Here is a 22,814-nt window from a genome sequence, read left to right as displayed (position 1 = left end):
AACTAAAACCACACCTTTCGAAAGTTTAGTAAGTTGCTTTCTGACAGCTTTATCCATTTTACTTTGGAGTGGTTCTTCTGCCAGTATCCGTTCAAGTCTTCTCCATTCGGAAGATTTGCCCGATAAACGTTGTGAGTCTTTGCAAAGGCCTTGCGAATATCCTCAGCAGCCATGTTACCTTTGGAGTCATTGTCCGTAGCTATCAGAATATTATCTACTCCGAACTTATGAATAAGCTTTATCTGAGAGTCGCTCAAGTTAGCTGAACCAAGACTGATTCCGACATATCCCATTTCATAAGCTGTCATAGCATCGATCTCAGCTTCGCAAATTGCAAGAGTTGTTGGATTCTCTTTGTAAATAACTCGATGGCCGAATACCAAGTCTTTGATATGATTGTTACCAGCTTCATAGAAGAAGTCTTTAGAGAATGTTTTACGATACTTAATAGCTCTCCACTCTCCTACTCCATCAACATATGGAAGTCTTATAAAGTCGTCTCCCTCAGATGTCTCATAGGCTTCTTGAGTAGCTTCTGAAATACCTCTGGAAAGTAGATACAAAGACTTATTCCAAGGGACTTTCCGGAAGCTATCACGACTCTGGGTAGCAGTTACCCCAACGCTTATCTGTGGAGTGTCATAAGCCCCTAACATAAACTCGTCCCGAAGCTTGTCCAAAGCTTCTTCGTAGCCTGTTTCGTCGAGTAGTGATACAAGCTTTATAAAGTTTCCGGAATCTCCACTACCAGAGTCTCCCCAAGTCCCTGCAAACTCATTGTTAAAGTTTACAAAGAAGCTTGGCGAATAGTCCGGTCGAAAAGGACTGGAGCAGACTAGTCGCTCGTCAGTCCACTTAGCATTTTCCCAAACATCATAACGGCTTAGGTACTCTGGTATATCAATCATCACAAGGATGTCTTTAGTTAAATGAATCTTGTCCAAAGCCATTCAGAAGCCCTCCATTATCTTGCGTTTAATTCCATTTTAACTAATTGTCGCTCTTTGTCAATAGCTGTGACAATATAATTTAATGGAGCGTATCCATCAACTCTTGTATAAACATCTCCCACAGCTACTCGAGGAGGGTCTCCAATGAATGAACCATGGAGTCCGTATTTACTGTAAGTCTCTGTATTAGAGTTCTTCCAAAACCATGTCCACATTTACTTGTCCTCCTTATAACTATCTGAATAAAGCACACGTGGAATAAGTTCCTCAAGGGCTAACAGCTTGTCTATGTGCTCAGTCCCTTCAACCTCTCCTCTAGCAATTTTTGAGATAGCCTCTAAATCAATTTCCAAAGTGTCTTTCTCAATAGGGCACCAGAATTCTGGCGCAATATACTCTTCGGTAGACTCTTCGATAGCTCCTAAAATATACCCATCAACATACCATCCATGAATATATCCGTCAGCATCTATAGGGAAATTCCACTCTCCATAATGGTAGGAATAGGCTGTCGATTCCAGTGCAGAAGCTTTTGGTTTAGCTTTAAATAGCATTTACTCGTCCTCCCAATCTTCTTCATCATAGTCCCAATCACAGTCGCATCCACAGCACATGCAACAGCCACATGGATAGGTGTCCTCATAAGGCTCTTCATAAGGGTCTTCCCAACCCCAGTCGAGATGTGCCATAGCAGCCTGTTTGACAGCTTCGTCAATCTGCTCTTCTGTAGCATCTTCTGGAACAGTTACCTTCATCTCTACATCAGCGCCTCCATTAAAGCATACCCAAGCTTCTACTTTATAGCTCATCGATCATCCTCCTTCATACTATTAATTAAGTCCTGTAACTCTCCTTCGGCTTCGTTCACTTCATCTGATAAAAGTGAGATATACTCTGCAACAGTTTCTGAGAGTAAGTTGCGAGGTATTTTTAATACTCTATCATCAGAGTAATCTCCTGACAGGGTTAGTGAAGCTTCTGGAAAGTTACCTACACTACTTACATAAAGCTCTGAGTACCTTCTAGCATCTGAAAGCTTTTCATCAGCTGTGGAAAGCTTATCGTAAGCTGCACAATAGGCTGCATGGAACTCTCTTAACTTGGCATCCATTAAAATTCCTCCCCTAAGCCGATTGACTCTTCGAAAGCTTTTGTAATGTCGTCGATAGCCTTCTTATAGTCTTGGATAGTTTTGATGGAATGTCCGTTATTAGATAGTACCCAGTCTCTTTGGATACCTACCAGAGCCTTCGACAAGTTTTGGTAATAGCCCACAAGAGACCGTGACTCAAATTTTTCGCCAGTCTTCTTATCAGTTAGCACGGAAATCTCTCCAGAGTCTGTTCGACGAGCCTTTTCCACGATTACTTGGTTGCCATCTGAGCTAATTCGATAATCTTCTACACGCATATCTAACATCTATTCTTCCTCCTGTTCACGAACTACTCCAACTATTACAGTATCACATTCATGGAACGTCTTAGCATGCTCTAAAGCTTCTTCATAGCTTGGGAAAACGTGGTCTAAGATATCCAGAGGGTCTCCTCCAATAACATAAACGCCATACTCTTTTTCAACATTTTCTAACATCTATTATTCCTCCTTCAATGTAATATATAAGAAGCTGGCATCGTAGTCGTGTTCTGTTTCAATCTCTTCAACGAGCCGTTCCCCATAATACTCCACAAGATACTCGATGGAGTACAGCTTCATAAAGGTAGACCCAGCTACATTAGAAACACCGTCAATGTACAGTGAAGTATTTGGGTAGATAACTTCTGCAAGCTCTTTGACTTTCATCACTCTTCCTCCTCATCTGGTAAAGCCATTAAAGACTCTCCAAAAAGCATGCGATAAGCATATTCATCATGCTCTGCCCACTGCTCTGGGAATTGGTCAGCAAACGTGTTAGCCCAGTTTCTAACAGCTTCTCCTAACGTGAAGTCAATCTTTCGGTTAGCTTCTTCAACGGATTCCCAAGTAAGCATTGGCTCGTATTCGTAGTAATTAGGAAGCACTGCCTGAGCCTCTACACATTCATGTTTCAAGTTTTCCAAAAGTTTCATATTAATTCTCCTCCTTAATAATTTCAACAATCTCTTCGACACCTTGTATAGTGGAGGCTATCCAAGCAGCTTCTTCTTGGCTGTTTGCACAGAGCCAGAAAACGTCATGGGCGCCTTTCCAAGTGATATAGTATACTTTATACATAGCTAACCTCCATAACTTTGATAAACCTATCATACCACGTAGTCAGCCTCTTGTCAAGCTTTTATATAAACAAAAAGACAGCCTCTGGCAAGACTGTCCTTCTCTTCTTGGATTTGTTTTCGTAAGGAGTTGGTTAAATTAAATGGGAAAGGTATTTCTGTGAGTCCAAAGGCCTTGGATAGGGGAGTATCCTCAGCCTCTAGAAACACGGACTGTGACAAGACAGTCAACAAACTATTCACGGCTAGTGACAGGTTTCGAAGGACTTCGGCAGGGTTTCCTAGTCCGTTCTTTTTCGACTCATTCACTCTTCGGAAAGCTACTCTCTAAGTCTAAGCCAATATTCTGGAAGATTTCTCCGAAGCGTATCTCCCATAAACCCTTGCAGAAGCTTGTTCCTCAGCCTTCCAAAATAACTGAGGCAAGCCGCCCTACCAACAGCTTCTACTTACATGCTACTGTATGGTTCGTGCACTTGATCCATCTCGTAGACTCGTCCATCCCAAAGCCCAAAAAGATGACTGGAGCAGCCGTTCAACCTCTGTGAGCTGTTGGGCTTGCTCTTTTTGAAGAACCTCGTCAGGAGCTTCCAGTGGGCTAATTGCTAGTTACTCTTCTTCCACCCCATAGTCTTCCAACATACGGTCAACTAGGTTTCTTGCCAAAGGCTCTACCATATCGGGGTCGTCTTTGAAGTTGTCGCCAACTGTCCACTTAGCTAATGGAGTAGCTTCTCCATCAAGCTTTGCTTGGGCTACGTACATGTCGCCTTTGAAGTCAGGCTTCTCAACTCCATGTTCAACAGTTACTTGCAAGTCTGTAACCTCTTTGCCAGTATCCGCAAGAAGCTCAGCGATACGTTTTTCAACAGTTTCTAACATGTTTATTTCCCTCCTTTGTAAAGGCGTATCCAACTAATTTAGACTTGTGGAAGGTTGCTGCCCGAGTCTCATTAGTAGATACTCCATCATAAGTGAAATTGATTACTTCTTTGTCGTCGGAAAAGTCTCTGACATTCTCAAACTTTAATGTGCCAACGTCATCTACCCAAATGATTAATGATCGCTTCATTCAGATTCCTCCAATCTTAGGCGAATACATCCAGTACACCATCTTTAGCAGGTAGTACAACAACTGAGTCAGATACTTCTACTTTAATAGTTCTACCATCCTCTTCCTCAACAACTCGAATGATAATAGCATTGCCATCTCCATAAGGCTGTACGATAACGTACTCGTCCTCTTTAAGATCAATTTCTAGCTCTTCTAGAATAGGTTTAGCAGCATCGGCTGTTTCATTGATCTCTTTGTTAGTATCGTACTTCATTAGCTTCCTCCAATCTTTGCAAACAGATAGCCCATCTGAATGAGCTTATCGTTTCCTGAATCATCTATAATGATACCATGCTTTGGCTTAGTTGTCAAGCGGACTACTTCGTAAGTCTTTCCCTTAGTCACTGTGTTAGCACAGGTAGTTCCTTGGTACAAAACTTTGTCGCCCACGTACAGTCTGCTATAATCCATTGATAATCATCTCCGGAAGCTGTGCAATAACTGTTCCAAACTTCATCACAGCCCAGTTAGCAAGGTCGTTCTCAACTGTTTCGCTCATGTCTTCGAAGTCAATGAAGTCGTGTAAGTTATACTCTTTATGGAACTCTACGCAGAGCCCTTGATATACTATGTGTGCATACACTACAATGTCTTTGTGGAAGTTGTCAGCAGCCTCTGCCACAACATCGTAAGCAGCTTCTCTGGCAGCCTCCGTAAGAGCTGCGGTAAACAACTCTTTTGTAGGGAGGCCTCCAATATACTTTGTCGATTCTATGTGCACGTCATCTAAGTAGAACTCGGACAACGTCTGGTAAACATTATTTCCATGGAGGTAGCCGGCTATATAACTAAACTTGCTCATAGTCTTCATCCTCTCCATGATTGTAGGTTACGTCCATGACTAACTCTACTGAGTCAAGGTCATTGCCAAATTTTGCTCGATAATATTTTTCAATAGCATCCTCAAATAAATCTAGCACCTTTTGGAAAGGCTCATCGTCAGCTTCGTCAATAGTAACGGAAGCCAAATGGACGATTGTCCATAGCACCCACAGAGCCCCTGCCAAAGCTGCCAGAAAGGCTACTAAGATGATTAGTAAGATCACTCCAACAACTGCCATCTAGTTTCCTCCGTTCAGACCAATTTTACCTACAGCTACTTGAGCTTCTTCTTCTGAAAGTCCATTCTCTACAAGACGTTCAATAGCTTTTTCACGGAACTTATCGGTAGACTCTTCGATAGCTGCTAGGTCAGCTTCTGGTAAGAAGTGTTTCCAGCGTGTTACCAAGACATCTGAAAGGTTTAGCAAATGCTTGCGAACGTCTTTGAACTCTACCGAGTCTTCGGCATGTTCCAATACAGACTCAATCACACGCATGTTGTCGTGGATTCGGATAGCCGTCGCAGTGTCGTCATAGTTAACGAAGTCTCCCTGTGCTAGTTGCCCTAGTAGATTGTAGATAGCCATGAAATCAACTAATGCTAGTTGCTCTTCTGTAGTCATTTTAATAGTATCCATAGTTCCTCCTAATAAGACTAGGAGAGGCTTGCGCCCCTCTTAGAATGGAATATCCTCGTCAGAAATGTCGATTGTGCCAGTTTCTTGCTGACCGTTTTCGAAGCCTTTCAAACGAGTAGTGTCAAAGCCGATTAAACGTAAGTCGTTCAATTGTTTTTCAGTATTGCTTTCGAATAGAGAGCCGTCGAATACTTCATCTGGAATAGATACTCCAGCAGTTTCTTCGAATACTTTCTTCTCGTTAGGCTCTAACTCATCCTCATCCAAAGCTGCAAAAGAGTATTGGTTAGAAGCGATGCAAGTAATTTCAAAAGCACGACTACCAAATTTCTTAGCGTTCGTAGGCTTTGTCAAAGCTGCTGTTAAGGCATCAATGTTAGCATTATTCTTACCTAAGTTAGTCTCCAACAACAACGGTTGTCCGGCTTCGTAAAGGTTCTCTTTCTTGCCTTGTACAAAGTCCGCTAATGGAATTACTCCAAATAGGATAGTTGGTTTAGGTTGTAGAATCATGGAGTTTCGATAAGCTTCTTTGTCGTCAGCCGCTACAGTTCCGTTAGCTTTAGCTGCTGCAAAGTCTTCTCGCATGATCTCGAACGCTTCATTGTAAAGGTCACGTTCTGAACGTCCCTCTGCTGCGTAAGAAAGCGTTGGTAAGATTTTTTGGAACACACTAACAACTTTATAGACGTGCAGGTTGTCTACAATGTCCTCTGGAATACGCACACGGATGCTCTGTCCTTTTTTCAAATAAGTCAATCGACTTGGTTCACGATCTACTTTTGTTTCCTGTTCAACAACTCGCTGAATAGCATCTAATCCTTTTGACATAATTTATTCCTCCTAATCTTTATTACATTTATAAGTATACCATAATATATGAAGTAAGTCAAGCGATTGGAGTTATTTTTGTTAGTTTATTAAGAATTGTTTAAGATTAATAGATTTACTCCATTTATAGCTTGACAGATTTATTGTAAATTTGTATAATGGTTTTAAGGGGTTTGACCTTAGTGAAGTGAAACGGAACGTTAAGAAGTTAGTGAACGAAGTGAACAGGGCTTCGACAGAAGTCCTTGGATTTAAGGACGAGTCTGTTCAAAGCTCTTTAAAGCTAAAACATCAGCTTCGGGAAACCCTCAGCTAGGCTTCGCCTAACCTATTGACAGACTCCATTATGTATGATAAGATTATTCCATTAGATGAATGGAGGTATATTAAATGGCTTGGGCAAGAACATTAGACGACAAGTTATATAAGGATTCAGAAGGTAACAAAGTTAGGACAGACGACTATGAGTCTCTTCCAATAGAGCTGTGGAATACAACTACTTTCATGACTTATCTCGAATACCTTAATATGATTCATTTCAAGCAGAATCCATCAACTCTTAATGTGAAACTCACTAGAATTCGCATAAAGTCTGATATGGAGGCTTACGGAAACGAGGTTCTTAAGAAGTGGATGGAGTTAGCTATTAAAGATTGGGGAGGCTCTGCAAGGTTTCCGACAGCTTCTTATATGCAGCTTCGGCAATTCAAGTGGAATAGGTTTATTGAGAAGGCTGTTTCAGAGGTTGGTCGAAAAGACTTCCATGACCCTAATGAGCTCTCTGCCGAAGAGTTGGAAGATCTATTCGCTTGACATTTTAGTGATTGTATGATATACTATTGATATAACTTTATGGAGGATGATTAAATGACTTTACCAGAACTTTTAACAGCTAAGATTCCAAACGCTCATATTACAATCTTGGCACGAATCTTTTACAACATGCCTAACCTAACTCGTCAAGAGAGCCGTAAGCGTACACGCTTTATAAAATGGCTTAACAAGCAGCAGGAAGCTTATGCAGAAGAGCAGATGGAGCTTATCGAAGAGTTTGGAGAACGAGATGATGAGGGCAATCTAATTAAGAATGTCAACGAGTCTGGTGGAACTTCTTGGAACATTCCAAAAGCTGTGCAAGACGAGTATACCGAAGCCTTGAAAGAGCTCCAGAAAGAAGAGATAACCTTCGGAGAGCTATCTACCCAAGACTTGGTAAACGCCATTGCAAACATCTCCTATAACTATCAAGAACCTCTTTCCGGAGCTGAGGCAGAAGTCTTTGACACGTTCCTTGAAAACTTCGACGAGCTGTTTGATAGCTTTGACGAAGCTTTTGAAAAGATGAATACCGCTGCTTCCGAAGAGTAACAAAAAGGCCTCCCACAGTTTTGTGAGAGGTCTTTTACTATGCTATTTAACGTCTTGTTCAAGAACCCATGACTGGATTCCATCTAACAGGTAAGCACGTTTTGACTTAGACTGTTTGACGGATTTAACCTGCTTGATCTTATACTTCTTACCCTTTACAAAGCTGGCAATAGGTTCTCCTGTTTGATAGCGAGAGGCAAAGCTTTGGACAGTAACTGTGTCCCCGACTTTCTTAGCAGCATATCCAGTGGATCCCCCAGAGACTTTCTGCAAGTCTTGTGCCAAGAACCAGCTGTTAACTCCATCCAATAGGAAGGCGTATTTGGAGACTGATTGGTTAACTACTTTAGAGTCTTTAACGGTGTAAGTCTGACCTTTGACAAAGCTTGGGATAGACTGACCAGTCTGATATTTAGTAGCCTTTGCCAAGACTTTTACTTTGTCTCCATTATTAAACTTAGTAGTATTTGTAATCTTGTTACCTCCACTGTTTCCACCAGTATTTGGCTTGCTTCCGGAGTTGCTGTTGTTGTTTCCTCCGCCCATGTAGTGTTTGATACGAGCTACGAAGTAGTCTACCAACTTGTTGCGGTTAGCTGTTGTATCAGCTGCTCCTCTACCTACATGCAACGCCCATGAACGGTGTGGGCAATCAGTCGGTACAAAGGCTCTGTGAAGCTTAACAGTTGTTCGAGATGGAGTTAATCCCCAGTCTTTCATGTCTTTAGCAGCTTGTTGGAATACTGCTTCTTCGTTTGCGATGAAGTCTTTGTCAGAAACTTTCAGAGACTCACAAACTTCGTATCCGACATAGTCCATGTTACCGTTGTAGTTAGCTACGTGCCAAGCTCCATTGTAAGTATCTTCTACACGAGCCATTGTGTTACGGTTACCATAGTAGTGAGCAAAGCCTGCTTGAAGCTGTGTAGTAGACTTATTGGCAAGCCATTCTACATAAGCTTCCGGAGTCATTGAGCCACCATCATTGTGGATAACGATACCCAAAGGCTTCCATCCTCTGGCACGTCGTCCTGCTACGCCTCGACAAACGCTCTTATTAATGTATTTCATATGTTAATTCCTCCTCTGTGGGATATACCCACAAAATGACTTAGGTGTCCTGTTCTAATGCTACGAAGGTCATTCCAATATTTAGCCAAGAGCCTGCTGGAATGTTTACTGTAGAGTTAGTACCATACCTTGCACCAGTTATCAGACCACCTTTAGTAACAGTAACAAGATACTTGTTCATCCATGAACCTTGGGCGATAAAGTTCAAATCCTCTGCCGGGCGATACCCTACTGGGAGTTGACCCATGGTAAATATGGCATCATTACCCGACAATACTACCTCTGAATTGTTTTTGAAAGCTCCTTTAGTAGTTACCACCCCAAATCTTCTGATAGCCTGTGGGAAGTTTGCCGAAGCGCTATTGGTATTATATTCCACAAATCCACTCATTGGAGTGATAGCTGCTTTAGACGTTGTGTACAGTCCATCGTAAGACGATCGATCAACCTTTTGCAACAGCAGTGCATCGGCTTCTGCCTTAGTATAGAAGTCAGCTGCATTAAAATCTTCAATGGCTGTATTCAGTTTTGCAACAGCATCGTCAACTGCTGCCAGAGCATCTGCCTTAGCTGTTCCGACGGCTGTTTGAGCTGCTGCTACCTTAGCATCCAAGTCAGCCTTTGCAGAAGTTATTTGAGTGGCTAGTGCATCAGCCTGTGTCTGTAGCCCTGCATAATCAGCTTCCCGAGAAGCTTTCCACTCATTGAAAGTAGCTTCCAAGGCATTAATAGTCTCTTGTAGAGTATTTACCCCAGCTGCTGCCTGTGTATCGTCAATGTCTACCCGACGGCTTACATGGACTCTGAAAGCCTCTGTGGTGCCCTCGATTTCATCGCCCTTCTTAATGACGAAGTAAGCTGTTTCGAACCAGCCTTCAACAGCTGCATCGGTAGGCGTGAAGGTGTATTCAATCTGTCCGTTAGCGGCGTTGACAATCTTTGCACCTCCACCACTAAATCTTCCCTCAGCATTGGCTCCTTCAAAGTTTACCGTGAAGCCAGTCAAGTCGTTCGGGATACCATACGTTGTAAGACTGACTCCGATAGTTGTAAACTCCTTTTCCCCAGTTCGTATATAAACCTTTACGTCTTGGTTGGTAGCCTTTCGAGAAGTATCTAAATTTATTCTTTGCATAAGGCTTCCTCCTATAACATCGCTTTTAGTTCGTCCATATGATTGTCCAAGATTGCTTGAACGTCTTCACGTAAGCTAGATGGAACACTGTTGATAGTCCGTCCGCCCAAGCCTTTTACAATAGCTAGGGCGTAGAGACGTGCTAGTGGAGAGTATTTATCCATTTTACATTCCTCCCATAAGTAGTTCTGAAAGTTGTAGAACAGTTTCTTGAAGCATAACAACTTGCTGATCTAGTGGAGACTCAGGAATGCCTTGGAGGTTGTCCATAAAAGCTGTCATAAGCTCAGGGTTATCATTAAATTCTTCCATTAGAATCTCGTCAAAAAGCTTGCTAAGTTCTGGAGTTAATTCATGTCCAGATTCCTTGAAAAGATTGGCAAAGCGTTTCTGTTTATCAGTCATTCATATTCCTCCTATACATCTCGTCCTGCATATACTGTTGCAATATTTAACCAATGACCTGTATTTATTTGTTCATAGTTTGAACTTGTACCATATCTAGCTACTCCGATGGTTCCATCTGTTAGGACAGATAATAAGTATCTATTCATTTGAGAACCCTGAACAATTGTATTGACATCCTGAATAGGCCTTGCCCATATTGGTGCTGTACCCATTTTCCTTATATCTCCGCTTGCTGGGATAACTACTGTATTTCTAAATGAACCGGCTAACTGAACTAACCGGCCCTTCCTAGTTGCAGAAGGGTAGTTACCCGAACTAGGGTCGCTGCTATAAGGCTCAAATCCAGCTGCTGCTGGTATTCCTGCTCGAGGCATACTATATAAGTCGTTGTAAGAAAACGAACCGCCTTTGCCATCTTTGGTTTGAAGTGTTAGTGCGTAAGGAGACAACTGCATGTTGTATTCTAATTGTCCAGAACTATCCAATTGATAAGAGGAAAGGGCTTGGTGGTCAATAATTAGCTTACCTGAAATGTTTTTGACTCCTGTAGACTTAACATAGGTTTCCCACTCATTGGTATATAAACCGTTACTTAGAGTAAGAGTTCCTCGTTGCCAAGTTGTGGAACCATCTGTTATAGGTCGATCATACGGAGATTGAATTGTCAATCCAGAGAGTGTTCCAGAAGTTATGCTAGAGGCACTCAAGTTGATTACATTAATCTTTCCAGCATCCAATGTACCAGTTGTAATCTTGCTGGCTGACAGAGAGCCTATCTTAGCATCTGTGACAGCTAGGTTAGCAATCTTGGCAGTGGATACTTGGAGGTCTCCTATCTTAGCTGTTGTAATAGATGCATCAGCAATCTTGGCACCGTTGACTGCTAGGTTGGCTATCTTAGCGTTTGACACAGCTAGGTCAGCTATGTTGGCAGTCTTGATAACAGCGTTGTCGATGGTCGTTGTACCAGTAATGTGGACGTATTTACCGTCTATCAGAACTCCTTCCGAAGAAACACTGATCTGTGCAATGACTCCATTCTTATTAACTTTTAAATTGATTTGGTCAGCTAATTGGGTAATCTGGGAAGCGGTGGCCATGTCCTCTGGTGCTAGTGTCCAGTCAGTTGCTTTATTTCCTTTTTCCACTTTAAAATCTTTGATGAAGAAATATGCCCAAGCAATATTTTGAAACTCCACAAAGTTATAAACTTCCGCAGTGTAATTAGTAACGTTGACAGTCAGGGATACTCTTCGCCAATTATTATCAGCAGTAACTGCAAACATAGTAGGATTCAAATCACAAATATCAAGAATGAAATACGATGTTACGCTTTGTGACCCTCTTAAATCAAAAGAAACTGTCCAGTATCCGTTTGACGTAATCACGTTATTAATCCTAACAGTACCGTTTCTGTCTTGTGCTCCTGTTAATTTAAAACCGTTAGGCGCTGCTGCTGTTCTTTCAAATTTAACGTCCGGATCTGTTACTGTAACAGAATTGTCTTGTCTGTAATAATTCCGTCCGCCAATCTCTAACCCATTTAAATCTGACTCCACTTGACTAACCGTACTAGTCAATCCATTAGCAGTCTGTTCAACTTGTGTAGCTTTAGTAAAAGCATTATTGGCAGTAGTTTTAACTTCCGATACAGTTGTCTTAAGTCCATCCACAGTAGCTTCTACTTGAGTAGCTTTTTGCATCGCTCCATCAGCAGTTGTCTTGACTTCTCCAACAGTTACTTTCAAACCATCTGCTGTAGCTTCTACTTGAGTAGCTTTGGACATAGCTCCGTCAGCGGTTTTCTTGACTTCTCCAACAGTTGCTTTCAAACCATCCACAGTCGTTTCAACAGTAGTAGCTTTTGAAAGAGCTGAGTCGGCAGTTGTTTTAACCTGTCCTACGGTTACGGTAAGTCCATTAACATTCGTTTCAACTTCTGTAAGCTTCTGAGTAGTCTCTCCTTGAACTGTCTCAATGTCTGAGATGGTAGTTTTCATACCGTTAACATCATTCGTGACAGTCGTTACTTTGCTATCAACTTGACCAACTTTAGAGATCGCTGTAGCAGAGTCTGTCAGAGCTTTGGTAGCATCAGCCTGTGCATTTGTAACGTCTGTCTGGAGTCCTTCAACATCTACTTGAATAGCATCTGCTTGAGCTTTTGCATTGGCTGCATCAGTAACTGCTTGATTAGCTTTGTCCAGCGCTGCTTGACCAGCTGCTGCGGCATCTTGGGCAGCTTCTTTAGCATCATCGGCAGCAGCTTGAGCATCTTTACCTGCTTGAGCAGCTTCGTTAGCAGCAGCTTGCGCTTCTTCGGCATCCTTTGCAGAGTAGCGGTCTTGCCATTCTCCTGTAGTTTCATTCCATATTCTAATTGTTGAATACGTCTTACCAGTCTCTGGGTCAACTGCATCAAGGAACCAGATATCTCCTTCTTTAGGATTTGGGTTAGGCGTATCCCCAACGCTTACAGAAGGCACGTCTCCAAGCTGTTCAATGATTCCTTCTTGGCCTTGTTGCAATACTGTGATGTCCTCAGTTACTTGGACAACTACTTGATTGATTTGGTCTTGCTGATTTTGAATCTGATTAATCATATCCCGAAGAGCTAAGACATCTTCCGAGTCAGCCGTGGAAATCTCTTTGAAGTTAGTAAAGGTTACTTGGTCGTCTTCTGGATTGTTGTGAGAAGTTACCAACTCGACTACCCGAGCTTCCAAACCTAACTCCATATCCCCAACTTTTTCCTTAAGCCATACAGTGTCTCCTAGATGGATTTGTTCAGTCCCTTCAAAGCCCAAAGCATTCTCAAGGAGTAGTACGTTAACTGTGTACGTATACGTGGGAGCAATGTAGTCCAACAGCTTATTACAAGCTTCAAGATAAGTTAGTTCGGGGTCTGTTGAAGACGACTTCATGATAAGGACTTTTGCATAGTCTCCTTGGTCATAGTCGTTGTGAGCTGCTTCATGAATGATAATATCCATTGGATTGTCTTTCCGGAATCCATTAATTTTGTTAATAGGAGAGTATCCTGCAAGCGTTCTAACAACGTCTTGTTCCATCCAGTAAGGAAGGATGGCTGTATGGATATTGTCGAAGTCTACTGTACGCTCAATGTTGATTAGATCACGGTCATATACAAAGTATTTACCAGTGTTACTTCCAAAGCGTTTATAGACATGGAGCACTCTTGTGATACGTTGTCCATCAAACTTAACACTAAAGCGATACTCGATGTCGTACAGCTCTCGGATTTTTTCCAGAGTGCTTCGGACATCTGTGTACTCTTTTACGTCAACTAACTCGTAGCCGATGTTGATTGTATCAGACCCGATAATATACTCCCAAGGAGTTGTTCGTAAAGCTCCTGCAATAGCATCTCGTAAGTTACCTGCTGTGAAAGGTACCACGTGAGACTTTAACAAAGCATCCACAGAGGAGTCTTCACACACCACTCGTTTGAGAGGCTGCTCTTGTGACCAGTCCTCCCATACGTTGATGATAGTAAGCTCTCTAAGAACGTTATCTTTATCTGGGTACAAGACTGTTCCGAATCCTTCCAACCATTCACTATCTTCGCTTTGGAGGGGTACTGCAAACTCAAGAGTAGTCTGCATTGTTTCTAAGTTGTCGGTAAATTTGTCATCAAAATAAGGAGTAGCATTTGGAATATTATTTACGTAGTTTCCACGATATACTCCCTGTGGACTTAAGACTGTAATCATTGAGTTTCCTCCTAAAGTTTATTTGTAGCGATTGGTGTACTCATACTCCACCTTACCCTTTACTCCAGATATTCCCAAAGTATTCTTGCCAGGCTTCAACGAGAACCAGTCTGTGGAAGGCTGTACATAAGATGGGGCGATTGTTCCATTAAGCCATACTTGGCCTTTGGTAAAGTCTACGATAAGCTCATCGTCCTTCTTGAATGAGCGAGTTATCTGAGGGCTGTTGGCAGGCTTTTGCAAGATTTCCCAGCACTTAGTGTGATGGACTGCCCATCGGTTAATCTGAGGTCTGTTGTCAATGTTTGCATACAAGACTCCATAAGCTGCAAACTTCCTATTCCAAGTCTCTTGAGGAAGTGAACGGAAGCCTGTCGAGCGGACGTTCCTCAGCATCGAAGTGCCATACTGTAAGTCAGAGCCAATCATTGGAGAACGTTTCTTAGACTTGAACTGGCCTGCTTGAAGTCTCCAACGGTTATCCTTACGTTCGATAGTAATCTTACCAGTAAAGTTGTACCACTCTTTACCTCCCCATCCAGGGCTGATACGGACTTCATCTTGAGTAGATGAGCCCATAGTTGCAATGTGGAATCGAATCTTCTTCTGCTTAGCTACATAGCCGAAAGCTACGTTGGCAAAAGGTATCATCTGGTCGTCGTACAGGATTATATACATATGATGGTCAGTCCAGTATTGAGGATTTCCTTGAGTTGAAAAAGCTATCTCCAAGGCGAAGTCATTCAAAGCTTTCGGGTTAACTCTTGTAATGCCTCCACCATACCATTTGTACCCGACAGTTTTTCGATCTACTTTAGGGAACTTATTATTCTTGAGTTTCAATGTACCAACCGTAGTTTCAAGGGTTGTGTTTCTGATAAAGTCTTGATATAATAAGAAACTAGGAGTCGTATTATTATCCATCTGTTTCAAGGAGTTCATGTTATCATAGAACTCTGAGAATTGCCAAGGCATTGGGTCGAAATTTGTACCAGTTCCAGTTCCTTCCGACGAGTCATAACCAAGAGTTACGTTCTCTGACTCTCCCATACCTACAATGTTAACCATTGGAGAATCTTCTTCAAAGGTTATTTTCATAACTGGATGAGTCTCTGCTGTCCCCTCATTGAAGATTTGAAAGAAGGTTCCTTCGTCGGTGTCCATAGTTACTTTACCAGTTACTTCCTCGCCATAAGAAGTTACTTCGATACACCGGAAGTTCAATGTGAAGTCTCCAACATTAAGGCTTTGGTTTATCTCAGAAGCTCCTTCAAATACGACTTTCCAAGAACGGTCTTTCGAGTCAGCAAATCGGATAGTTGTTTCTCCAATGTCCAAGAAGTTTGCCAAGTCTTCGATTAGATATGGAATATCATCTTCTTGGTTAGCTTTGATAAAGCAGTTCATAGAGATAACACGGTCTCCATAAGTTTTACCATAGTTGAAGTTACGTTTGCCTCTGTCATAGGCTGTCAGAAGGTTGTTAACAGCTGGTAGCACAGAGCGGTTGATGTCTCTTACAAATAGGTAGTAAGGTTGTTTCAATCCATTATAACGGAATGTTCGAGGCTTCGTGTCATAGACTGGGTCAAAGAGAAACTTAGGTGTGACTGTTGCCGACAGGTTTAGGTCAGCTAGTGAAGTAGCTGCTGGCACGACCACTGACAGATAAACCCATCCATTGTCAAACGTATAGTCGTCCAAAGGTTTCTCAGAAGATATTGTCCAAGTGAAAGTTCCTTGGCTTCCAGTAGACTTTCTAGCAAGCTGTGTATCTTCACTTTCTAAGTATACTTCCACATTATGATTGGCAGTTACTGAGAAGAGATACTCACGAGTCCTTTCACGGACTTTGGCAATCTTGTCTGCCTCGATGTAACAGTCTTGGAAGAACTCCGGAAACTCTCTTGCAATAGCTCCCATCACGTCGAATCCAAGAGTGATCTGAATACCATTCTCAGGAATCTGCTGAGACTGTACATAAGTTGTTCCAGAAGCTGGGGTAATCTCTGTCATGGAGTCTACGTTATAGGGAATCCATCCTAGAGCATCGCCGCCCCCCCAGCCCAACGAAGGGGCTAAGGGATAAGTCGTATGAGGAGTATATACAGGAACGTATGTTGAGTTCATCGATTCATCTTTCCTTTCGGTCGATTCGTAAGCTTGGCATCGAACTGCTGTTGCTCAGTCATCTTTTTAGAGGTTGCTCGGACGATTTCCGTAGTGTCTAGGTAAACAGGTACGATGATCTCTGGAATATCTCCCCCACCTGCTGCTCCAGAAGCTTTCAGCTCGTCTGCAATAGCTCTTGCGAATGGTCTCATGTAAGTCCCATTCTGGATTGGGATGATGGCTTCTCGACCTCTTTCATTGTGTGTAACCCCCTGTGAAATGCCTCTTTGTCCCAATTGGTTGCCTGTTCCAAAGGCTGTCATGTTAGGGTTATAGGTAGCTGAACCAGAACCTATTCCATATCCTCCAGCTCCACTGACAAGTCCACCGGAAGCTTTGCGAGTGCCTGCTCCAGAGACTAGACCTCCACGTGCTTTACCCCACTTAGAAACCTTTTCAACAATAGTCCTAGTGGCGTTTACAGCTAGGTTGATAACTCCTCCAGCAGGAATTATACTAATTAGATTTTGGATAGCTGTCATAACAGTGTCGAACCCAGACTTTTTAGCCTTTACAGTAATCTCTTTACCATCTACCGAGTTAGCTTTAGTCTCGATACCTTCGATAGCCTCAACCGTGTCGTCCCTCATCGTTTGAGCATTCGTGACTGTCTCTGTCATCTGGTTACGTGCATCTTGGATAAGTTTCACTTTAGTCTTCCCTGTAGCTCTAATAGCTTCACTCGACATGCTTTTGATGGCAGCAACAGATTGGACATACTGTTGCTGAGCTGCTTGTACAGTAGAGTCTCTCTGAGCATCGGCATCTTTAATAGCCTTATCCTTCTGTTCTTGTGTGATTCTTCCTGATGAGTATGCTTGGGCTTTGAGAGCTAGGATAACTGCAGCTTTTTGAGCCGTTGTAGTATCAACTACTTGTTGAGCATTTTGGCGGGTCAAGCTGTCAATCTGTGCCAAGGCTGATTCACGTTCTGAGACAGACATGCTTCCAAGGTTAGAATACAGCTCCAGAATCTTAGCATTGTTGTCAGAGATAGATTGCTCTTGGTTGGCATTGTGGGTAGCTTGAGCTGCTAGAGCAGCTGCTTTATGCTCATTATCAATCGTATCACTGTTGTTGATGAACGTTGTCAAGGCATTTAACTTGTTCGTATTGCTTTCTTGAATGGTAGCCAACTGTGTTCCGAGAGCTGTCTGTAAGTCAGGTAATCCAGTTTGAACGGCTGCTGCTATAGCCTTCGATGGATTGTAGTTAGGGTCAGCCTGCCATTTAGCAGTCTCTACAGCAACCTGTGCACTAGTAGATTGTAGGGTTGATACAACTGTACCAGTAGCTACCGTAAGCTCATCTAACTTATCTGCGGAGATAAAGCTGAAAGAAGCTGCTTGAGCGTCTAGGTCTTTAAACACTTGGTTAACTAATTCAATCTGCTCCTGCGCCTTGCTTCCAAACATGGCTGAAATAGGGTCTTGAGTTTGGACTTCCATGAGGTTGTCTTTCATATTTACCAAAGCTTCTGTAAATCTACTAGCCTCTGTCGAAGTTGGGCGCAAAGCTTCTGCCCACTCATCCCACGGCATTTTAACTGTTCCAAACCATTTCTCATAGTCTTTGATTCTGTCAAATTGTTTAGTAACTCCATCAATGGCATCATTAACTAAGTCCAAACCCTTGTTAGCAAGTTCTACACCTTTAAGCCCAATAGTACCAGTAATGCCTTTACCAATCTTTAGCTTAAGGGCATCCCAGCTATCTCCTAACTGATCGAGCTGTCCTTCCATAGTCTTACGCATCTCCCCAGCTTGTTTAGCTGCTGTACCTGTGGAGTTAACCAGTGATTGAACTAGGTCGTCTGTCTCTTGATTAGTCTTTTGCAAGACCATTGACATACCAGCTGCACCAGTCTTACCAAATAAGATTGTTGATAGATCTAGGATTTCAGCTTTGGACATGTTCTGAGCTGCGTTCTGTAAATCTGCGATAACGTCTGGGATCGGCCGTGCCTTACCTTCGGCATCTTCTAACTTGATTCCTAATTCATCTAAAGCAGCCGCTGCCTTATCAGTTGGGGAAGTTAAGTTAGTGAAGGCTGTCCGGAGAGCTGTACCAGCTTTTGAACCTCGGATGCCTTGGTCAGCCATGATACCGGTATACGCTGCTAACTGCTCCATAGAAGCTCCACCTAGCTGAGCAGAAGCTCCAGCATATTGGAAGGTATATCCTAAGTCTGTCATATCAGCTGCGGTCTTGTTAGCAGTCTCTGCCAAAACATCGGCAATGTGTTCCGAGTCGCCAGCTGCTAGGTTCCATGTATTCAAAGCTGCGGCAACGATTTGAGCAGTTGTATCAACAGCTGACCCAGAAGCTTCGGCTGCGTATACGATACCCTCCATCGCATCGGCTGTCTCAGTAGCTGTAAAACCTAACTTGGCAAAGTCTACCATGGCCTCTACAACTTCTTGAGCACCTTTGGAAGTCTTACCTCCAATTTCGATAGCCTTGTCCCCAAGCATGTCCATATCTGCTTGAGTACCTCCAGCAACTATCTGAACCTGTTTCAGAGTTCCTTCAAAGGTAGCATAGCTTTTAACTGCATCAATAGCATACTTACCAGCTATCTTAACAGCCTGTGACCCAAGCGAGATAGCAGCAGTCATTGGAGTTAGTCCAGCAGTAAAGGTACCTAAGCCTGTGTTAGCCGATACCCAAGCTTTACCCATCCCTAGAATACCTTTCTGAGACTTCTCAACAGTACCAGTAGTTCCAGATAAGACTTTAGCAGACTGAGAAAGCTTGCTAGTAACTCCATCTTGAACCTTTCCCATAGACTGCATGGCTTTGACGTATTGGTTATTATCTACGGAAACCTTTATTCGCATTTCCTTATCTGCCATTATAGTTCCTCCTAATCAAACATATTAAATACATTGTCTAATTCTTGTTTGGCAAAAGCTCTACGGTCTTCCTCGTCCATATCTCTCAGTAAGTCTTCCGTAGTTATCTCGGATTCTGGAATATAGTCTAGGTCTCTGTAAAGTTTAAAACCAACATATTCGTCGTAGCTTATTGGCTTACCTTTAGCAGGCTGTTTGAACAAGGTAAAGAACAGTCCAGCCTCTCTTGCATGACGTTGGTAAGCTCCTCTCATCAATCCATTAAACTCATTAGGAGTGCTTGTCCAGAAATCGTTGACTGAAATTTCTAAGTCTGAACATAATATCATGAAGTATCTTACGTCTAAAAGCGGAGAATCGACGTCCTCCGATGTTTCTGGGAGACTTTTCTTCATCTGGGTTAGGCTCTTTCTCAAAGAGTTGTTTAATTATAATACTAGATTGATAACTCTGATTGACTTTTTCGAAGTATTCTGTTAAAGTAAATTCATACTCATCCAGAGACTTCTGTAGAAGATCAGATACTTCCAGTACATCTTTACCCTCATATTCGGGAATGTTTTGTAGCATCGCCCAGAATAAGTAGAGAGACTGGTTAAAGGGCGTTTGCTCTGCTACGAAGTCTATGTAAGCTTTCCCGAAGGCTAACTCAAGAAAGTGGATTGATTTATAAGTCATTCGCAAGTCTATATTCTTGCCTTGAAATTTTATTAGCATGTCTAGTCCTCCATGATAAAAGGGGCTAGGGATTAATTCCCCAACCCCTTGATTGTTATTGCCAAGCTAATTTAACAGATGTCGCAGTAACGTCGCTTGACATTAGGTTGCTTGGTGGCGTTACTGCTATGCTTCCTTTACCACAACATCTACTGTTGTAGAGATTGCTGTGTTGACTGTCGAACGAACGTTGATAGATGCTGTACCAGCTTTTACACCAGTTACTTTACCACTCTGATCTACAGTTGCGATAGATGGTACTAATGAAGTGTACGTAACAGACTTATCGGAAGTATTTTCCGGAGTGAATACCGGAGTCAGTGTAGCTGTTCCTCCAACTGTAATACCTTCGGGTGGTACCCCATTTACTGTCAAGCCTGTTGGCAAGACTGTTGGAGCTACTTGCTGCTCTTCCAAAGCACCTTTACCATTGAATGTCAAGCTGTAAGTTACAGCATCGTCATATGGTAAGTCGATCGGGAAGTCTGTCAGAATAGCTTGTCCAACATATGTCAAGCCCGATGGGAAATGAACTCGTACACGAACACAGTCTCCATTTACCCAAGCTGCATTCAACGCTTGGAAACCTGCATTGTCCTCTACGAACAATCCGTCACAATCGATTGATCAAGACTTCTGACCTTGCTCGTTGTCAGCCCATCCGAAACCTTCTTTGTTAGTGGTGTCCAAAGTATCTGCGGAGCGGTTTAATGTTCCGCCTCGTTGGGCTGCTACTTTAGTCCATTCGCCAGCTTCATCTTGAACTTCAATCAGAACGGCTGTGCCTCGTACGAAGCGTGATTTACATACTTCTGCCATGTGTATTCTCCTTTTCTTATCGTGGATTTACTAAAGAGTCTGCGACTTCAAAGTCTAAGAACAAGTATCCTCGATTGTTTTTAAATGTTCCATTAGAAGCTTCGGTATAACGCACGTGGTCAAGATTTGCATTGACTACGCAAAAGCCATCTTCCAGTTCTAATGGAGAGTTAACAAGCCTATCTACCAAAAAGTCTCCCAGAGCTTTAGTCTCTATAGAGCTTGAGTAGTCACTCCATAAGTGAAGCGTTAAGTTGTGCATCTTTCCGTAAGTATCTTTTGAGGTGACTTTACCAGATGTCAACTCTTCGCCAATCTTTACAAAGGGTAGTTCGGGCATTGTTTTAGTTCCATCCCAGACGTTTATACCTTCTGCTCTGAGAGCTTTTACGATAGCTCGTTGAAGACTTACGGAGGAACTTCTTGCACGGAATAATGGTCTACTCATAAGAATCCTCCTAGATGTTAATTTTCATAAGCTTATCCAACATCCTGTCCGTATACTCTTCCAAAGCCGGTATAAAGTTTGGGTAGTTACGTTCAACGATTGGAGCATAGCCTCTGTGTCCTTTAGGGTTTCCAGAGACGTTTGATTTAACTATTCCATATGAGATACGCCCTCCTCTAGAGACTTTTGTCTCAGCCTCTAAATTGCTAATCAAAGTAGACGTATCAATGTTGTCATGAGCGTGGATGTTATACTTAACAGCTTGTCTCATCTGGTGGGTATTTGTGTCCATAGCTCTCTCAGTCTCATCCAACCAGTCGTCGATAAGTTTGTCGAAGTTAATCTTCTTTATGATGTCTATTCGTACCCTTCCCATATAGTACCATCCTCCTTAGTACGTCTATAGTCTCGGTACTCAACTAGGTAAGAGACTGTTTGGTTAACTCCAGTGGTATTATTCTCATAGATGTTATACACCTTGCCAGTGGAGTGGAATCTTACCGCATCAATTACTAAGTCTTTCAACTCGTATATCTTATGCTGTACCCGATACCTTGGAAGCCATTGGACATCTTGGTTCATAAGTAGCTTCTGGTCTGTGGCCATGCTTCCGACAGCGGCAGGAATCCCTCTAGCAACTATGGTAGGCGTTGGGATAAGCGTTCCGAAGTCGTCGTCAGTATCAGTAAAGTCATTGTACTGGATGAGGTCAATGATTTCATTAATCTTCATATCACATCATCCTAAACTTTCTACCCTTGTATGTGCCGTTGTTATCAGCCCATGCGTGGAGAGTTGACATCCAGTTTAAATAGATGTCGTCTTTGTAGTCGTAACGAGTGATGTCAGTAGACTCTGTTTTAAGTCCTTCCGAGTTCAGACTGGACAACCTTGCGGCAGTTAGTTCATCGGCTATGTAATCAAGCTCCATTGGGAATTTGGTTACCTCGACGTTGATAACTTGGCAGATATGCTGTCTGGCACGTTTCTTAAGGACTTTCAGCAAGTTGTCTCGAATAGACGAGTTGAAGTAGCCTAGCATAAGCTTGATTTCGGATATATCAATAGCTTCTACATCTGGAGGAAGGTCGGCTTGTTGATAGGCGTTGAAAGCATCTAATAAAGCTTTTTGCTCTTCCATAATGACCTCCTATAAAAAAGAGGCTAGGGATTCTTTCCCTAACCCCTTGTTAGTCTTACTCCGCTGCTGGAGATACTGTTACAGCAATTTTAGCAGTTACTCCAGAACCGTCTTTAGCAGTTGCGGTAATGTCAGTTGTACCCTCAGCTACTGGATGAACTTTTCCCCCAACATATGTTGCAGCTGCTGGGTTAGTTGATTCAATAGTCAACTCTTTATTCGTAGCATTAGCTGGTGCAACAGCGAATGACACTGCTCGGTCAGCATCTCCTACTTTAATTGACATAGTTTGCTGAGAAGGTGTGATACCAGTTACTTTCTGAGCTGCTGTAGTGACTTTAAAAGTAGCCTTATCAGACTCTGTACCGTTCTCTACTCTAG

31 protein-coding genes and 1 pseudogene are annotated in these 22,814 nt (G+C 42.5%); 2 read left to right on the top strand and 30 right to left on the bottom strand.

The window, feature by feature from the left end:
• Positions 1–2 precede the first annotated feature (2 nt).
• The 15 genes from ACTQX9_RS08110 to ACTQX9_RS08040 form a co-directional block, all read right to left on the bottom strand.
• Entirely contained in the window at positions 3–950 is a 948-nt protein-coding gene (locus tag ACTQX9_RS08110) for a toprim domain-containing protein (RefSeq protein WP_441541103.1), read from the bottom strand.
• Positions 951–1,165: 215 nt separating this feature from the next.
• Positions 1,166–1,504: a hypothetical protein gene (locus ACTQX9_RS08105; RefSeq protein WP_441541101.1), complete on the bottom strand. Its 339-nt coding sequence runs from the start codon at positions 1,502–1,504 to the stop codon at positions 1,166–1,168.
• A complete protein-coding gene (locus ACTQX9_RS08100; RefSeq protein WP_417936847.1) occupies positions 1,505–1,759 on the bottom strand; it encodes a hypothetical protein in 255 nt (84 codons plus the stop codon). It abuts the gene before it with no gap.
• Positions 1,756–2,061: a hypothetical protein gene (locus ACTQX9_RS08095; protein ID WP_441541099.1), complete on the bottom strand. Its 306-nt coding sequence runs from the start codon at positions 2,059–2,061 to the stop codon at positions 1,756–1,758. The genes ACTQX9_RS08100 and ACTQX9_RS08095 overlap by 4 nt, the downstream gene beginning before the upstream one ends.
• A complete protein-coding gene (locus ACTQX9_RS08090; RefSeq protein WP_432490341.1) occupies positions 2,061–2,369 on the bottom strand; it encodes a hypothetical protein in 309 nt (102 codons plus the stop codon). Before ACTQX9_RS08090 ends, ACTQX9_RS08095 begins: the two co-directional genes overlap by 1 nt.
• On the bottom strand, positions 2,370–2,540 hold the full coding sequence (locus ACTQX9_RS08085; RefSeq protein WP_431455408.1) for a hypothetical protein: 171 nt from the start codon (positions 2,538–2,540) through the stop codon (positions 2,370–2,372).
• 3 nt (positions 2,541–2,543) lie between these two features.
• A complete protein-coding gene (locus tag ACTQX9_RS08080; RefSeq protein ID WP_441541097.1) occupies positions 2,544–2,750 on the bottom strand; it encodes a hypothetical protein in 207 nt (68 codons plus the stop codon).
• Positions 2,750–3,016, bottom strand: coding sequence for a hypothetical protein (locus ACTQX9_RS08075; RefSeq protein WP_441541095.1), 267 nt, complete (start codon positions 3,014–3,016; stop codon positions 2,750–2,752). Before ACTQX9_RS08075 ends, ACTQX9_RS08080 begins: the two co-directional genes overlap by 1 nt.
• A 1-nt stretch (position 3,017) precedes the next feature.
• Positions 3,018–3,161: a hypothetical protein gene (locus ACTQX9_RS08070; protein ID WP_441541093.1), complete on the bottom strand. Its 144-nt coding sequence runs from the start codon at positions 3,159–3,161 to the stop codon at positions 3,018–3,020.
• A gap of 608 nt (positions 3,162–3,769) precedes the next feature.
• A complete protein-coding gene (locus ACTQX9_RS08065; RefSeq protein ID WP_432490388.1) occupies positions 3,770–4,042 on the bottom strand; it encodes a hypothetical protein in 273 nt (90 codons plus the stop codon).
• 206 nt (positions 4,043–4,248) lie between these two features.
• Positions 4,249–4,488 (bottom strand): hypothetical protein, encoded by a 240-nt coding sequence (locus ACTQX9_RS08060; protein WP_441541091.1) that lies wholly within the window; start codon positions 4,486–4,488, stop codon positions 4,249–4,251.
• 186 nt (positions 4,489–4,674) lie between these two features.
• On the bottom strand, positions 4,675–5,076 hold the full coding sequence (locus ACTQX9_RS08055; protein ID WP_441541089.1) for a hypothetical protein: 402 nt from the start codon (positions 5,074–5,076) through the stop codon (positions 4,675–4,677).
• Positions 5,063–5,335, bottom strand: coding sequence for a hypothetical protein (locus ACTQX9_RS08050; RefSeq protein WP_441541087.1), 273 nt, complete (start codon positions 5,333–5,335; stop codon positions 5,063–5,065). The genes ACTQX9_RS08055 and ACTQX9_RS08050 overlap by 14 nt, the downstream gene beginning before the upstream one ends.
• Positions 5,336–5,734 carry a hypothetical protein gene (locus tag ACTQX9_RS08045; protein ID WP_441541085.1) on the bottom strand — a complete coding sequence of 133 codons (399 nt, stop codon included), beginning with the start codon at positions 5,732–5,734 and terminating at the stop codon, positions 5,336–5,338. It lies immediately after the preceding gene.
• Between the two features lie 39 nt (positions 5,735–5,773).
• Complete coding sequence (locus tag ACTQX9_RS08040; protein ID WP_441541083.1) at positions 5,774–6,565, bottom strand: hypothetical protein; 792 nt, start codon at positions 6,563–6,565, stop codon at positions 5,774–5,776.
• Between the two features lie 390 nt (positions 6,566–6,955).
• Between ACTQX9_RS08040 and ACTQX9_RS08035 the strand changes: the two genes are divergently transcribed.
• Both ACTQX9_RS08035 and ACTQX9_RS08030 read left to right on the top strand, forming a co-directional pair.
• Positions 6,956–7,378, top strand: a complete 423-nt coding sequence (locus ACTQX9_RS08035; protein WP_441541081.1) for a hypothetical protein — start codon at positions 6,956–6,958, stop codon at positions 7,376–7,378.
• A 54-nt stretch (positions 7,379–7,432) separates the two neighbouring features.
• Positions 7,433–7,933 carry a hypothetical protein gene (locus ACTQX9_RS08030; protein ID WP_441541079.1) on the top strand — a complete coding sequence of 167 codons (501 nt, stop codon included), beginning with the start codon at positions 7,433–7,435 and terminating at the stop codon, positions 7,931–7,933.
• 42 nt (positions 7,934–7,975) lie between these two features.
• Here ACTQX9_RS08030 and ACTQX9_RS08025 read toward each other — a convergent pair whose 3' ends face one another.
• The 15 genes and pseudogenes from ACTQX9_RS08025 to ACTQX9_RS07955 form a co-directional block, all read right to left on the bottom strand.
• Positions 7,976–9,004, bottom strand: coding sequence for an N-acetylmuramoyl-L-alanine amidase (locus ACTQX9_RS08025; RefSeq protein ID WP_441541077.1), 1,029 nt, complete (start codon positions 9,002–9,004; stop codon positions 7,976–7,978).
• A 40-nt stretch (positions 9,005–9,044) separates the two neighbouring features.
• Positions 9,045–10,139 carry a BppU family phage baseplate upper protein gene (locus tag ACTQX9_RS08020; RefSeq protein WP_441541075.1) on the bottom strand — a complete coding sequence of 365 codons (1,095 nt, stop codon included), beginning with the start codon at positions 10,137–10,139 and terminating at the stop codon, positions 9,045–9,047.
• An 11-nt stretch (positions 10,140–10,150) separates the two neighbouring features.
• Entirely contained in the window at positions 10,151–10,303 is a 153-nt protein-coding gene (locus ACTQX9_RS08015) for a CD1375 family protein (protein WP_441541073.1), read from the bottom strand.
• 1 nt (position 10,304) lies between these two features.
• The gene (locus tag ACTQX9_RS08010) at positions 10,305–10,544 is read right to left on the bottom strand and encodes a hypothetical protein (RefSeq protein WP_441541071.1); all 240 of its coding nucleotides are present in this window, start codon (positions 10,542–10,544) and stop codon (positions 10,305–10,307) included.
• Between the two features lie 11 nt (positions 10,545–10,555).
• Positions 10,556–14,281: a phage tail spike protein gene (locus ACTQX9_RS08005; protein ID WP_441541069.1), complete on the bottom strand. Its 3,726-nt coding sequence runs from the start codon at positions 14,279–14,281 to the stop codon at positions 10,556–10,558.
• Between the two features lie 18 nt (positions 14,282–14,299).
• The gene (locus ACTQX9_RS08000; RefSeq protein WP_441541067.1) at positions 14,300–16,411 is read right to left on the bottom strand and encodes a distal tail protein Dit; all 2,112 of its coding nucleotides are present in this window, start codon (positions 16,409–16,411) and stop codon (positions 14,300–14,302) included.
• Positions 16,408–19,308 (bottom strand): phage tail tape measure protein, encoded by a 2,901-nt coding sequence (locus ACTQX9_RS07995; RefSeq protein ID WP_441085747.1) that lies wholly within the window; start codon positions 19,306–19,308, stop codon positions 16,408–16,410. Before ACTQX9_RS07995 ends, ACTQX9_RS08000 begins: the two co-directional genes overlap by 4 nt.
• Before the next feature lie 11 nt (positions 19,309–19,319).
• Positions 19,320–19,703: a hypothetical protein gene (locus ACTQX9_RS07990; protein ID WP_441541065.1), complete on the bottom strand. Its 384-nt coding sequence runs from the start codon at positions 19,701–19,703 to the stop codon at positions 19,320–19,322.
• A 448-nt stretch (positions 19,704–20,151) separates the two neighbouring features.
• Positions 20,152–20,442 (bottom strand): Ig-like domain-containing protein, encoded by a 291-nt coding sequence (locus ACTQX9_RS07985; protein ID WP_441541179.1) that lies wholly within the window; start codon positions 20,440–20,442, stop codon positions 20,152–20,154.
• Positions 20,443–20,448: 6 nt separating this feature from the next.
• Positions 20,449–20,844 (bottom strand): annotated as a pseudogene (locus ACTQX9_RS07980) (phage major tail protein, TP901-1 family); the annotation flags it as partial.
• 16 nt (positions 20,845–20,860) lie between these two features.
• On the bottom strand, positions 20,861–21,292 hold the full coding sequence (gene gp17, locus ACTQX9_RS07975; RefSeq protein ID WP_441541063.1) for a tail completion protein gp17: 432 nt from the start codon (positions 21,290–21,292) through the stop codon (positions 20,861–20,863).
• A 10-nt stretch (positions 21,293–21,302) separates the two neighbouring features.
• Positions 21,303–21,668 (bottom strand): hypothetical protein, encoded by a 366-nt coding sequence (locus tag ACTQX9_RS07970; RefSeq protein WP_441541061.1) that lies wholly within the window; start codon positions 21,666–21,668, stop codon positions 21,303–21,305.
• On the bottom strand, positions 21,650–22,024 hold the full coding sequence (locus ACTQX9_RS07965) for a hypothetical protein (protein WP_441541059.1): 375 nt from the start codon (positions 22,022–22,024) through the stop codon (positions 21,650–21,652). Before ACTQX9_RS07965 ends, ACTQX9_RS07970 begins: the two co-directional genes overlap by 19 nt.
• A gap of 1 nt (position 22,025) precedes the next feature.
• Positions 22,026–22,433 (bottom strand): phage head-tail connector protein, encoded by a 408-nt coding sequence (locus tag ACTQX9_RS07960; RefSeq protein WP_441541057.1) that lies wholly within the window; start codon positions 22,431–22,433, stop codon positions 22,026–22,028.
• Between the two features lie 55 nt (positions 22,434–22,488).
• Positions 22,489–22,814, bottom strand: a 326-nt coding sequence (locus ACTQX9_RS07955; protein ID WP_441541055.1) for an Ig-like domain-containing protein, incomplete at its 5' end; no start/stop codon positions are given.

It is taken from the genome of Collinsella sp. LCP19S3_F2, assembly GCF_052121015.1.
GTDB lineage: Bacteria > Actinomycetota > Coriobacteriia > Coriobacteriales > Coriobacteriaceae > Collinsella.
Note: the sequence above shows the minus strand (reverse complement) of the source record. Positions and strands in the feature narration are given on the sequence as shown.